The sequence below is a fragment of the Parahaliea mediterranea genome (assembly GCF_003402235.1).
Lineage (GTDB): Bacteria > Pseudomonadota > Gammaproteobacteria > Pseudomonadales > Halieaceae > Parahaliea > Parahaliea mediterranea.
This window is the reverse complement of the sequence record NZ_QEWO01000001.1, coordinates 74,927-87,481: the sequence shown is the minus strand read 5'-3', so window position 1 is coordinate 87,481 and position 12,555 is coordinate 74,927. Positions and strand designations below refer to the sequence as shown.

General features: G+C 65.8%; 11 protein-coding genes. All 11 read right to left on the bottom strand.

All coding sequences use genetic code 11. The features are described from left to right. Nucleotides 1-12 precede the first annotated feature (12 nt). The gene (locus DDZ17_RS00335) at nt 13-1,215 is read right to left on the bottom strand and encodes an O-succinylhomoserine sulfhydrylase (RefSeq protein ID WP_116363977.1); all 1,203 of its coding nucleotides are present in this window, start codon (nt 1,213-1,215) and stop codon (nt 13-15) included. Between the two features lie 4 nt (nt 1,216-1,219). Beyond that, nucleotides 1,220-2,743 (bottom strand): amidophosphoribosyltransferase, encoded by a 1,524-nt coding sequence (gene purF / locus DDZ17_RS00330; RefSeq protein ID WP_116363976.1) that lies wholly within the window; start codon nt 2,741-2,743, stop codon nt 1,220-1,222. 40 nt (nt 2,744-2,783) lie between these two features. Continuing rightward, nucleotides 2,784-3,311, bottom strand: a complete 528-nt coding sequence (locus DDZ17_RS00325; RefSeq protein ID WP_241505742.1) for a CvpA family protein — start codon at nt 3,309-3,311, stop codon at nt 2,784-2,786. Between the two features lie 137 nt (nt 3,312-3,448). Beyond that, nucleotides 3,449-4,165: an SPOR domain-containing protein gene (locus DDZ17_RS00320; protein ID WP_116363974.1), complete on the bottom strand. Its 717-nt coding sequence runs from the start codon at nt 4,163-4,165 to the stop codon at nt 3,449-3,451. Beyond that, the gene (locus tag DDZ17_RS00315) at nt 4,162-5,472 is read right to left on the bottom strand and encodes a bifunctional folylpolyglutamate synthase/dihydrofolate synthase (RefSeq protein ID WP_116363973.1); all 1,311 of its coding nucleotides are present in this window, start codon (nt 5,470-5,472) and stop codon (nt 4,162-4,164) included. The genes DDZ17_RS00320 and DDZ17_RS00315 overlap by 4 nt, the downstream gene beginning before the upstream one ends. Further along, complete coding sequence (gene accD, locus DDZ17_RS00310; protein WP_116363972.1) at nt 5,465-6,409, bottom strand: acetyl-CoA carboxylase, carboxyltransferase subunit beta; 945 nt, start codon at nt 6,407-6,409, stop codon at nt 5,465-5,467. The genes DDZ17_RS00315 and accD overlap by 8 nt, the downstream gene beginning before the upstream one ends. Before the next feature lie 47 nt (nt 6,410-6,456). After that, on the bottom strand, nt 6,457-7,278 hold the full coding sequence (gene trpA, locus DDZ17_RS00305) for a tryptophan synthase subunit alpha (protein WP_116363971.1): 822 nt from the start codon (nt 7,276-7,278) through the stop codon (nt 6,457-6,459). Between the two features lie 10 nt (nt 7,279-7,288). Then, nucleotides 7,289-8,509 carry a tryptophan synthase subunit beta gene (gene trpB, locus DDZ17_RS00300; RefSeq protein WP_116363970.1) on the bottom strand — a complete coding sequence of 407 codons (1,221 nt, stop codon included), beginning with the start codon at nt 8,507-8,509 and terminating at the stop codon, nt 7,289-7,291. 6 nt (nt 8,510-8,515) lie between these two features. After that, nucleotides 8,516-9,151: a phosphoribosylanthranilate isomerase gene (locus DDZ17_RS00295; protein WP_116363969.1), complete on the bottom strand. Its 636-nt coding sequence runs from the start codon at nt 9,149-9,151 to the stop codon at nt 8,516-8,518. Nucleotides 9,152-9,245: 94 nt separating this feature from the next. Further along, complete coding sequence (gene truA / locus DDZ17_RS00290; protein ID WP_241505741.1) at nt 9,246-10,079, bottom strand: tRNA pseudouridine(38-40) synthase TruA; 834 nt, start codon at nt 10,077-10,079, stop codon at nt 9,246-9,248. After that, nucleotides 10,072-12,495, bottom strand: coding sequence for a motility hub landmark protein FimV (locus DDZ17_RS00285; protein WP_116363968.1), 2,424 nt, complete (start codon nt 12,493-12,495; stop codon nt 10,072-10,074). Before DDZ17_RS00285 ends, truA begins: the two co-directional genes overlap by 8 nt. Between the last annotated feature and the right edge of the window lie 60 nt (nt 12,496-12,555).

Genomic DNA, 12,555 nt, shown 5'->3' with positions numbered 1-12,555 from the left:
GGTCAGTGCGCCTCAGGCCAGGGCATCCAGGCCCCGCCGGAGGTCGGCTTTCAAATCGTCTACGTGTTCAAGGCCCACCGCCACGCGGATCAGCCCGTCGCTGATGCCCGCCTCTGCCCGCTGCTCGGGGGTCAGGCGGCCGTGGGTGGTGGTCGCCGGGTGCACAATGGTGGACTTGGCATCCCCCAGATTGGCGGTCAGCGACAGAATGCGGGTGCCGTCGATGCAGCGCCAGGCGCCCTCGCGGCCCCTGCCCACCTCAAAGGCCAGCACGCCGCCAAAGGCGCTCTGCTGACGCGCGGCCAGGGTGTGGCCCGGATGATCTTCAAGCCCGGCGTAGAACACCCGCTGCACCTCGGGCTGTGCCTGCAGCCAGCGCGCCAGCGCCAGCGTGGAACGGCAGTGGGCCTCCATGCGCAGGCCGAGGGTTTCCAGCCCCTTGAACAGCACCCAGGCATTGAAGGGGCTGAGACTGGGCCCGCAGGTGCGCAGGAAGGTCATGACTTCCGCCATGTGCTCCCGGCTGCCCACCACCACGCCGCCCATGCAGCGGCCCTGCCCATCCAGGAACTTGGTGCCGGAGTGCAGGACAATATCCGCGCCAAAATCCAGCGGGCGCTGCAGCGCCGGTGTGCAGAAGGTATTGTCCACCACCAGCAGCGCGCCGGCGTCTTTGGCCAGCGCGGCAAAGGCGGCGATATCCGCCACTTCATTGAGCGGGTTGGAGGGCGTCTCCAAAAACAGCATGGCGGTGTTGGGCTTGACTGCGGCGCGCCAGGCATCGGCATCTAGCAGCGGTACAAAATCCACCTGGACGCCAAAACGGGTCAGGTACTTGCCGAACAGGTTGGTGGTGGTGCCAAACACATCGCGGGAGCAGATCACATGATCGCCCGCGCTCAGCAGGGCCATGGCCGTGGCGAGGATGGCGGCCATGCCAGAGGCCGCAGCCACCGCGGCCTCGCCCCCTTCCAGGGCGGCCATGCGCTCCTCGAAACCGCGCACCGTCGGGTTGGTGTAGCGGGAATAGACGTTGCCCGGCTGCTCGCCGGCAAAGCGCGCGGCGGCCTCGGCGGCGCTGTTAAAGATGTAGCTGGAGGTGGTGTAGATCGGCTCGCTGTGTTCGCCCTCGGGGGAACGGCTGATGCCGGCGCGCACCGCCAGTGTTTCAATTCGCGCGCCCGCCAGTACGTCGCTGCTGTCTCTGTCTGTCATGCCCTTAACTCGCGTCGTTGTGCAGGCCCACCACAGCGCCTTCTTCCTGTTGTCGGGCGCGCTCCTTGCTCTGCGCCTCGTCGTTGCGCAGGGCCTCGATGCGGTCGAGGTAGGCCTGGTCGACATCGCCGGTAATGTATTCGCCGTTGAACACCGAGCAGTCGAAGCCGTCGACATCCTCGTTGCCCTCGCGGGAGCACTCCACCAGGTCTTCCAGGTCCTGGAACACCAGCCAGTCGGCGCCGATCAGCTCCCCCACTTCTTCCACGCTGCGCCCGTGGGCAATCAGCTCGGTGGCCGAGGGCATGTCGATACCGTAAACGTTGGGGTAGCGCACCGGCGGCGCGGCAGAGGCAAAGTAGACATTCTTCGCCCCGGCATCACGGGCCATCTGGATGATTTGCCGGCAGGTCGTGCCGCGCACGATGGAGTCGTCCACCAGCATCACATTCTTGCCTTCAAATTCCAGCGGCACCGGGTTGAGCTTCTGGCGCACGGATTTCTTGCGCTGGCTCTGGCCCGGCATGATGAAGGTACGGCCAATGTAGCGGTTTTTCATGAAACCTTCGCGGAACTTGATACCCAGTTCGTGGGCCATGGACTGGGCCGCAATACGACTGGTGTCGGGGATGGGAATCACCACATCGATATCGTGCCCGGGCCGCTCGCGCAAAATCTTCCTGGCCAGCGTCTCGCCCTGGCGCATCCGTGTCTTGTACACCGAAATGCCATCCATCAGGGAGTCCGGGCGAGCAAAGTAGACATGCTCGAAGATACACGGGCGCAGGCGGTGCTGCTCGGCACACTGGCGGCGATGCAAACGGCCAGCGCTGTCGATGAAAATCGCCTCGCCCGGGGCCACATCCCCAATCAGCTGATAGCCCAGCACGTCCAGGGCGACGCTCTCGGAAGCCACCATGAACTCTTCGCCTTCTGGCGTCTCCCGCTTGCCCACCACCAAAGGGCGAATGCCGTAGGGATCGCGAAAGCCCACAACCCCATAGTCCACCAGCATGGCGACCGCGGCATAGCCGCCGCGACAGCGCCTGTGCACCGCCTCCACGGCCTTGAAAATATCGTCGGGGCTGGGGCTCAGCTTGCCCAGGGTCTGCATTTCGTGGGCAAAGATATTGAGCAAAACTTCCGAGTCGGAATCGGTATTGAGATGGCGCAGGTCATCCTGGAACAGTTCGCGAGCCAGTTGTTCCGCGTTGGTCAGGTTGCCGTTGTGGGCCAGGGCGATACCGTAGGGAGAGTTCACATAAAACGGCTGGGCCAGCGCGGTGCCGGAGCTGCCCGCGGTGGGATAGCGCACATGGCCAATGCCGATCTGGCCCTGCAGGCGTTGCATGTGGTGCTGCTGGAACACATCGCGCACCAGGCCTTCGCGCTTGCGCTGGTGAAAGCGCCCGGCGCTGCAGGTCATAATTCCGGCGGCGTCCTGGCCGCGGTGCTGCAGCACCGTCAGCGCATCGTAAATATCAGGAGCCACATTGCCGTGACCGACAAGTCCAACCAGACCACACATGCTTTTTTCCTCAGTTGCGGCTCACGCCGCGGCTTGTAACTTACACCGACTGGCCAGGCGCCAGGGCCGACAGGTCATCGGTATCAAATCGTGACAGGGTGCCCCGCGCCCAGCTCATCAGCGCGTCCACCTGGGGCATGAGCCGGGCCTGGTGCAGCCAGACCTGATCCCGGGGCGGCAGCAGCTCGCGCACCAGGAACACCAGCACCATGACAATGACCACACCGCGGGTGAAGCCGAAGATGGTACCCAGCAGGCGGTCGGTGGCGCCAAGGCCCGTGGCCCGAACCAGCTGCGACATGAACATGCTGATTAGGCCAAACACCATCAACACGGCGATGAACAGGATCAGCCAGGCGGCCACGTAGCGCGCCGTGATGTTACTGATGTAGCCGGTGAGACTGGTTGCCAGCTCACTGGCGAAGAGATTGGCAACGATAAAGGCGGCAACCCAGCCCAGCAGCGACAGCGCCTCGCGGGTAAAGCCCCGCCACAGGCTGACCAGCGTGGAGAGCCCCACGATGGCGATAATGGCCCAGTCGACCCAGGTCAGTTGCGTCCAGTCCAAGAATTCCACCTGTTCAATTGCGGGCGCATTCTAACAGAGCGATTGCGGGCAAAACACCGCGAAAATTCCCGCCCGGCGCGCGTACACGGCTCGCGCGGGCGTCACGGCTCGCGTGGACGTCATGGCTCGCAGGGGAGTCATGGATAGTAGCGCCGCACCATGGACTTCACGCCGAACTGGCGATCGATATCCGCCTGAATACCATCGAGGCGGGCGCGCTCGAACTTGGGCCCCACGTACACCCGGTAGAGCTTGCGTCCCTCCACCTCGGCCACCTTGATATAGGCCTTGTGGCCCATGGCATCCAGGCGCTGGCGGGTCTGCTCCGCGCGCTCCTTGTTGCTGACGCTGACCACCTGCAGGGTCCAGGCGATGGGAATACCCTGCGCGTCGGTTTGCGGCTGCACCGGGCGCTCTTCCCGCGCGCGTGCGGCCACGTCAGGCTCGGCCGTCGCTTCAGCGCTCGCTTCGCGCTTGGTCGCCTCTGCCGGCTCAGCCACCGGGGCGGCGGGCTCAGCGGGGGGCCCTAACTCGCCTTGGTTCTCGCCCTCGCCCTGGCCTTCCGATGACGGCTGATTGGCTTCCGGCACGGGCTGATTGGCATCGCCCAGACGATCGCCGGGGGCGCTGTCTTGCTCGATGTCCTCGGGGCTGTCCAGCGGCGGCGAGGTGCGCAGCCCCACCTTGTCCGGAGACGGCAGGGGCGTGGTATCAATCGCTGGCGGTGGCGGCATGCGTACCACCGGCGCGCGAGCGCCGGTATCGGGCTCCACGAAAATGATCGGCCAGAACACCACGCCCAGCGCCACCAGGATCAGCGCTCCCACCAGGCGCTGCTTGAGCACGTTATTCACGCCTTGCCCCTGTTCTCATCCCTGTCGAGCAACGGCATGACCGCCGCCACCGTAACAAATGACCCGAAGACCACCAGGCGGTCTCCCTCGGTCATGACGCTCTGCGCCCGGCGCAGGGCCTGGCGCAGGTTCTTGCTGACGCTGATCATGAACTCCCCCTGCTCACGCAGCAAGTCGCCCAGGCGCGCGGCCTTTTCGGCCCGGGGATTGTCCGGCTGGTCGGCCAGGAACCAGGCGGCAAAGCGCCCGCTGGTCTGCGCCAGCATGGCTGTCAGGTCCTTGTCTTTCATGGCTGAGAACAAGGCAATTGTCTTTCCATTACAGGGGCTTGCATCAATATACTCAACCAGCTTCTCAACCGATTGCGGATTGTGCGCCACATCCAGCAGGTAGTCGATACCGCCGAGTTGCCGGCGCTGGCGGCGCCCCGGCGGCTGAAGGGCCGCCAGGATGGACGGCACCGGCAGGGCCTGCACATCCACCCCCAGCAACAGCGCGGCCTGCAGGGCGGCGCAGAGGTTGGAGGGCAGCAGTGCGCCTGCGGCGATGGGCGGCAACACCGTGGCTGTGCCTGCGGCCGACACCAGTTGCGGCTGCCAGCAATCGGCATCCGCCCGGTCATCCGCGCCCTGGCTGTGCTGGCAATGAAAGTCCCGCCCGAGGTAGCGGGCCCTGGCGCCACTGGCCGCCACCGCCTCCAGCAGGCCGGCGGGCGGCTGGGCTTCGGCAATCACCGCGTCAATACCGGGGCGCAGGATGCCGGCCTTCTCCCGGGCGATGCCGTCGATGTCATCTCCCAGCCAGTCCTGGTGATCAAGCCCGATGCTGGTAATAACCGCCACCGTCGCATCCACAATGTTGACCGCATCCAGCCGCCCGCCCAGGCCGACCTCCAGCACCAGCACGTCGGCGCCGCGCTGGCGGAATACCCACAGCGCGGCCAGGGTGGCAAATTCAAAGTAGCTGAGTGAAATTTCGCCCCGGGCGCGGTCGATGTCGGCAAAGGCAGCGACGATGTCGGCATCGCCAACGTCGCTACCGGCGAGGCGGATACGCTCGTTAAAGCGCAGCAGGTGGGGAGAGGTGTAGACGCCGGGCTGATACCCGGCGGCCAGCAGCAGGGCCTCGAGCGCCGCCGCGGTGGAGCCCTTGCCGTTGGTGCCGGCGATGGTCACCACCGGCACACTCGCCGGCAGCAGCGCCAGCCTGCGGGCAACTTCGCCAACGCGGTCCAGGCCGAGGTCAATCTCCCGCGGGTGCAGGGCTTCGAGGCGCTCCAGCCAGGCGGCCAGGCTGGTGTCAGTCATCGTCCTGAACGGACTCCACCTCGTCGTCGGCGCGCATTGCCACCGTTTCTTCCTCGTCCGCGGGCGGCGCGTCCTGCACCAACTCCATGGCGGTGAACTTGGCCAGCAGGCGGCCCAGGGTGTCGCGCATGTCGTTGCGGTGCACGATCATGTCGATGGCACCGTGGTCGAGCAGGAACTCACTGCGCTGGAAGCCCTTGGGCAGCTTCTGGCGAATGGTCTGCTCGATGATATTGGGGCCGGCAAAACCGGCGCGGGCATCCGGCTCGGCAACGTTGATGTCGCCCAGCAGCGCCAGTGAGGCAGACACGCCGCCGTAGATCGGGTCGGTCATCACCGAGATATAGGGCACGCCCGCCTGCTTCATGCGCTCAATCACGGCCGAGGTCTTGGCCATCTGCATCAGGGAGATCAGCGCCTCCTGCATGCGCGCGCCGCCGGAGGCGGAGAAGCACACCAGGGGAATGCCCTCTTCCAGCGCCAGTTGCGCGGCGCGGGTGAACTTCTCGCCCACCGCGTAGCCCATGGAGCCGCCGTGGAAGGCGAATTCGAAGGCTACCACCACCAGCGGCATACCCTGCAGGGTACCGCGCATGGCGATCAGGGCGTCTTTCTCGCCGGTGGACTTTTGCGCCGCGCTCAGGCGGTCGCGGTAGCGCTTTTTGTCCTTGAACTTGAGGCGATCCACCGGCTCGACGTCGGTAAGGATTTCCTGCCGGCCCTGCTGATCGAGGAAAATATCCAGGCGCCGCCGGGCGCCGATGCGCATGTGATGGTCGCACTTGGGGCACACATCGTCGTTGCGCTCGAGATCCGGGCGATACAGTACCGCCTCACATTTGACACATTTTGTCCACAGGCCCTCGGGCACATTGGAGCGGCGATTGCCCTCCTCCTTGCGCACCCCGGTGGGCAGAATCTTGTCTATCCAGCTCATGGCATCTCCCGCTTTGTTGCGGGCATTATAAACGTCGCCCCCCGCAACTAGGAAGGCACGCCATCAATTCCGCGGCGGATTTGCGCCAGTAATTCCACTGCGTGGGCAATGGTTTGCGCATCGCTGTGCCCATTTTGCGCCGATTCCGCCAGGCGCTGCACCAGGGCGCTGCCCACCACAACGCCCTCGGCCACGTCGGCCACGGCGCGGGCCGAGGCGGCGTCCTTGATACCAAAGCCCACCGCCAGCGGCAGGCCGGTGGTTTCGCGGATGCGGGCCAGCTGGGCCGCCACATCGGCCGTGTCCAGGTGGCCGGCACCGGTCACGCCCTTCAGCGCCACGTAGTAGATGAAACCACTGGCCTGGGCGGTGATCAGCCCCATGCGCTCCACCGGCGTGGTGGGGGCAATCAGGAAGATGTTGTCCATGCCCACCCGGCGCAGTTCGGCATTCACCGCGGCCACTTCCTCCGGCGGGATGTCCACCGTCAGCAGAGCATCAACGCCGGCGGCCGATGCCGCATCGGCAAAGGCGGCATAGCCCATGCGCTCCACCGGGTTGGCGTAGCCCATCAGCAGCACTGGCGTGTCGCCATCGCGGGTGCGGAACTCGCGCACCATGTTCAGGGCGTCGCGCAGGCGTACCTTGTTGGCCAGCGCCCGCTCGTGGGCCAGTTGAATGGTGGGGCCTTCGGACATGGGGTCGGAGAACGGTACGCCCAGCTCGATCACGTCGGCCCCGGCTTCCACCAGCGCGTGCATCAGGGGTACGGTGACCGCAACACCCGGGTCGCCGGCCACCACGTAGGGAATCAGGGCCTTGCGTCCCTGCTCTGCCAGCTGCTCAAAACGTTGCGCAATTCGACTCACGGCAATCCCCTTAAAACGCAATGCCGTCAATGGCGGCGACGGTGTGAATATCCTTGTCTCCCCGGCCGGAGAGGTTGACCACAATCTGCTGGTCAGGGCGCATCTGGGCGGCCAGCTTGGCGGCGTAGGCCAGGGCATGGCTGCTTTCCAGGGCCGGCATGATGCCCTCAACCCGGGTCAGGGTATGGAAGGCTTCCAGCGCCTCGTCATCGTCGGCCACCACATAATTCACGCGGCCAATGTCCTTCAACCAGGCGTGTTCGGGGCCTACCCCGGGGTAGTCGAGGCCGGCGGACACCGAATGGGTGTGCAGTATCTGCCCGTCCTCGTCCTGCATCAGGTAGGTGCGGTTGCCGTGCAGCACGCCCGGCGTGCCGGCGGTGAGCGGCGCGGCGTGCTCGCCGGTGGCCAGACCGTGGCCGCCCGCCTCCACACCGTACATGGCCACGCTATCGTCCTTCAGGAAGGGGTGGAACAGGCCAATAGCGTTGGAGCCACCACCGACACAGGCCACCAGAGCATCCGGCAGGCGGCCGGTCTGCGCCAGCGACTGGGCGCGGGCCTCGCGGCCAATCACGCACTGGAAGTCGCGCACCAGCTCCGGATAGGGATGGGGGCCGGCCACGGTGCCAATAATGTAGAAGGTGTCATCCACGTTGGTGACCCAGTCGCGCATGGCTTCGTTCATGGCGTCCTTGAGGGTCTTGGAACCGGAGGTCACCGGAATCACCTCGGCCCCCAGCAACTTCATGCGATACACATTCAGGGCCTGGCGGCGCACGTCTTCCTCGCCCATGTACACCTGGCATTTCAGCCCCAGGCGCGCGGCAATGGTGGCGGTGGCCACGCCGTGCTGGCCAGCGCCCGTTTCGGCAATCACCCGCTGCTTGCCCATGTGCTTGGCCAGCAGGGCCTGGCCGATGGTGTTGTTCACCTTGTGGGCGCCGGTGTGGTTGAGGTCTTCGCGCTTGAGGTAGAGCTGGGCACCGCCCACCTTGGCCGTCCAGCGCTGGGCGTGATACAAGGGCGAAGGGCGCCCCACGTAGTGGGCGAGGTCCGCATCCAGTTCCGCCTGAAATTCCGCATCGACGGACAGCCGGCGATACAGCCGCTCCAGCTCTGCCAGCGCGGACATGAGGGTTTCAGCCACAAATTTGCCACCGTATACGCCGAATCGGCCCTCGGCGTCCGGCACGCTGTCAAACAGGTTGTCGTTGAGTTCGCTTGTCATGGTTTGCTAGTCCTGCAACTTGTCCGCGGCGCGTACCGCCGCAATAAACGCTTCCACTTTGCCCGGGTCTTTACGCCCCGGGGCGCTTTCCACACCGCCGCTGACATCCACCGCTGCCGGGTGCAGCAGCGCCATGCCCTGCCCCACGTTACCGGCGTTCAGCCCACCCGCCAGTACAACCGGCATGGGAAACTCCCCCACCGCCTGCTGCCAGTCGAAGGCCTTGCCGGTGCCGCCGGGTACGCCGTCCTGCCAGCTGTCCAGCAGTATCGCGCTGGCGCCCTGGTAGGGCCGGCTGGCATCGGCCGGCGTCATGCCCGCCTTTACCCGCAGCGCCTTCAGCCAGGGCCGCTGGAACTGCCGGCAGAAGGCCGGGCTTTCGTCACCGTGAAACTGCAGGGTATGCAGCGGCACCTGTGCCAGCACCTCGCGGATGCGCTCGGGCTGCTCGTTGACGAACAGCCCCACCAGCTGCACAAAGGGCGCTGCCGCGGCGGCGATGTCCCGGGCCGCGGCGATGTCCACTGCCCGCGGGCTCGGCGCGTAAAACACCAGCCCCAGGGCATCGGCCCCGGCGGCACAAACCTGCCGCGCATCATCGGCAGCGGTAATGCCGCAAATCTTGATTCGGGTCCGGGACACGAAGGAAACACCAATAAATCAGGGGGGCGAATCATAGCAGACCGGGCACCGGACTGTCTGTAAAGCCGCGCTGCGGCCAGTGAGCGATTGCCTGCTAGCTGCCGCCCAGCAACAGCGGCCCTGGGGGCGTTGCCGGCAGGCCGAAGTGGGCCGGGTAACTCACCTCCACCAGGTAGAGGCCATCGGGGGCCGCGGTATCGGCGGCGCGGGTGCGGTCGCGCCCGGCCAGCAACTGGGCCAGCCACCCCGCGGGGCTGCGGCCGCTGCCCACCGCCATCAGGCTGCCGGCAATGTTGCGCACCATGTGGTGCAAAAAAGCATTGGCGCGAATATCGATCACTACCAACGGCCCGCGACGCTCCACATTCACCGCCTGCACATTGCGAAACGGGCTGGTGGACTGGCAGGCCGCGGCGCGAAAGGCGCTGAAGTCCTGCTCGCCCAGCAGGCACTGGGCCTCGCGGTGCATCAGCGCGGCATCCAGCGGGCGTCGCTGCCAGGTGACCTGGCCGCCGAGATGGGCGGGCCGCACTGGCGTGTTGGCAATGATGTAGCGGTAGCGCCGGGCGGTGGCGGAAAAACGCGCGTGAAAATCCTCGCTGACCGGCACGGCCCAGTGCAGGCGCACATCAAAAGGCAGGTTGGCGTTGCCGCCCAGCACCCACGCCTTGGGGCTGCGGGACACCGGGCAGTCGAAGTGCACCACCTGGCTGTGGCCATGCACGCCGGTATCGGTGCGGCCCGCGCAGTGCACCCGCAGCGGCGCGCTGGCCACCTGCGATAGGGCGGCCTCCAGCGTTTGCTGGACTGTGCTGACATCGAGATGGGGCTGGGATTGCCAGCCGCTGTAGCGGCTGCCATCGTACTCGACCCGACAGGCCACCCGGGCGCCGGGCGGCAAGGGGTCGGGGGACAGAAAGTCAGTCAAGCCGGTCTATCAGCCCCTGTGCTTCCTGGCGCTGCTCTTCACTGCCTTCCATGAGCACTTCTTCCAGAATCTGGCGGGCACCCGGTTCGTCACCCATGTCGATATAGGCGCGGGCCAGGTCGAGTTTGGTGGCCACTGGATTACCTTCTGAGGCAAAGACCAGGTCGTCGTCATCGTCCTCATCATTAGGTTCCGCCGCCGCGGCGCCGTGCCCTTCAAAGTCGCCGCTGAGGTCCAGTTCGTCTTCCAGGTCGGCAAAATCGTCTTCAATTTCCAGGTCACTGAAGCTGTCGTCCGCCGCTGTCAGGTCATCCTCGAAATCCGGCGCGCTGTCGAAACTGGCGGGCGCATCATCACTGATCGGCGATGCCAGCGCGCCGCTGGGGTTGCCCACGGTCGGTGCGGCGCTGACGATCGGTGCGGCGCTGAAGCCCGGCGCCACCGTATCGGCCGGCGCACGATCAAAGTCGGTAGCTGCCAGCACCTCTTCCGCCCGGGCGATGGCGGCGGCATCGCCGATATCCCGCAGGGCCTCAAGCTCGCTGAGGGCTTCGGCCTCCCGGTCGGTGCGGGCGTAAAGCTCCAGCAGTTTGAGCCGGAACACGGGATTGCGCGGCTCGGCGTTGATAGCGTTGCCCAGCAATTCGATGGCCTGGGGATAGCGCCCGTAGGCGATGTAAATGTCGGCCTCGGCCAGGGCATCGCCGGAATCCACATCAGAGGCGTACTGGTCGTGCTTGCGCTGCCCGTAGCCGCGCTCTTCGTTCGGGTTGAGCCGGGGCTCCGGCTCGGGGGAGGCAACCTCGGTGGGCGGCGGTGCTGGCGCTGGGTCGTCGTCGACGTCAAGGTCCTGGTTTTTCAACTCCACGCCGGCGAACACGTCCTGCTCATCCTCGGCGTCATCACGCGCTGAGCGCCGCCGCCACAGCAGCAGGCCGAGCAGCAGCAATAGCAGGGCAATGCCCGGGTAGAGCAGGTTGTCGTACCAGTTACTCCCGCCTGCGCTGGCGGGTGTTTTGGCGGCGGGCGTGGACGGCTTGGCCGCGGGGGCCGGTTGCGCGGTGCCGCTCGCATCAGCCGCTGCGATGGCGTTGTCGCCACCGTCTTCGCCGGCCTCATCGCCAGCGACCTGGGCCGAACCAGGCTGGGGACTTTCTATCTGAGCGCTGCCGTCTTCTGTCCGAGCGTTACCGCCCAAGGCCAGCGCGCTGTCACCGTCGTTACTGTTGCCGCTGCCGTCTTCAGCCAGGCCGCCGGCGCCCGCATCGATATTCGCATCCCGCAGGGCCTGCTGCAGGGCGGCAATCTGTTCATCCTTGACCGAGACGATACTTTCCAGCGTTTCCACCTGGTCATTCAGCGCATCCAGGCGCCCCTGCAACTCGGCGTTTTCCAGCTCGGAGCGCTCCAGGCTCTCCAGGGCCGCAGTGTTCTCGTTACTGCCAGCGCTGCCCGGCGCGGTATTGCGCGACGGCGAGGCAGCGGCATCAGCGCCCTCCCCGTCTGCGGCATCATTGGCTGAAATGCGCAGTGAGGGCCCGGCCGCTGCATAGGGGTCGGAGGCGCGCCCGGCCCGCCAGTCTTCGTTCTGCTGCTTGACCTCGGCGAGGGCCTGCTCCAGGTCGGCGGAGCTGATGTCACCGGAAGCCGGCAGGTAAATGATGTAGCCGGCCTTGATGCGATTGATGTTGCCGTCGATAAAGGCGTCGGGGTTCAGGCGCTGGATATCGAGCATGGTCTGGTGCACGGAGGTGCCCTCCGGGCGCGCCGCCTTGGCAATCGACCACAGGTTTTCGTCGCGCCGGACCATGTAGCGCGCCCCTGGCGCGGGGCTATGGGCGGTATCGGCGCTGTAATTGCGCTGGGGCATCTGCCCCGGGCCGAGGGTGGATTTCTGGCCGACACCCACCCGGGTGCCGCTGGTTGCCGTTTCAGTCTTTTTTTTCGAGGTCGGCGGAATGCCCTCGACCTCTTCCACCCGCTCGCTCGCCGATACCGAACGGGCGGCGCTGTCAAAGGCCGGTGGGTCCACCAGCACGGTGTATTCGCGCAGCAGGCGGCCCGAGGGCCAGCGGGTTTCAATGATGAAGTCGAGATAGGGTTCCAGCACCGGGTCGTCGGAGCTGATGACAATACTGCCCCGGCCGTTATCGTCCACCTGGACTTCAAACTTGATGCCGGTGAGGAAGTAGGCGCGATCCACGCCCATGCGGTCAAAATCTTCGGTGGTGGCCAGGCGCACGCGAATCTGGTCTTCGTGCAGGCTGCCGGTATTGAGTAGATCCACCCGGGCTTTCAAGGGTTCGTTGAGGAAGGATTCGAGTGTGATATCGCCGAGGCCCAGGGCCCAGACAGACCCGGCCTGCAAGCAGCCCAGGGAGAACAACACCGCCGCTAACTTACGCTTCCTAGCCATACCCCTGCCTTTATTATTCTGCACCTGCTTCGCCAAGCCGGCATCCCCCCAGTCCAGCCG

Bases quoted from the DNA above. Each gene is read 5' to 3' on its own strand.
- DDZ17_RS00335 (WP_116363977.1), bottom strand. From the start codon at position 1,215: ATGACAGACAGAGACAGCAGCGACGTACTGGCGGGCGCGCGAATTGAA.
- trpB (WP_116363970.1), bottom strand. From the start codon at position 8,509: ATGACAAGCGAACTCAACGACAACCTGTTTGACAGCGTGCCGGACGCC.
- DDZ17_RS00285 (WP_116363968.1), bottom strand. From the start codon at position 12,495: ATGGCTAGGAAGCGTAAGTTAGCGGCGGTGTTGTTCTCCCTGGGCTGC.
- DDZ17_RS00315 (WP_116363973.1), bottom strand. From the start codon at position 5,472: ATGACTGACACCAGCCTGGCCGCCTGGCTGGAGCGCCTCGAAGCCCTG.
- purF (WP_116363976.1), bottom strand. From the start codon at position 2,743: ATGTGTGGTCTGGTTGGACTTGTCGGTCACGGCAATGTGGCTCCTGAT.
- accD (WP_116363972.1), bottom strand. From the start codon at position 6,409: ATGAGCTGGATAGACAAGATTCTGCCCACCGGGGTGCGCAAGGAGGAG.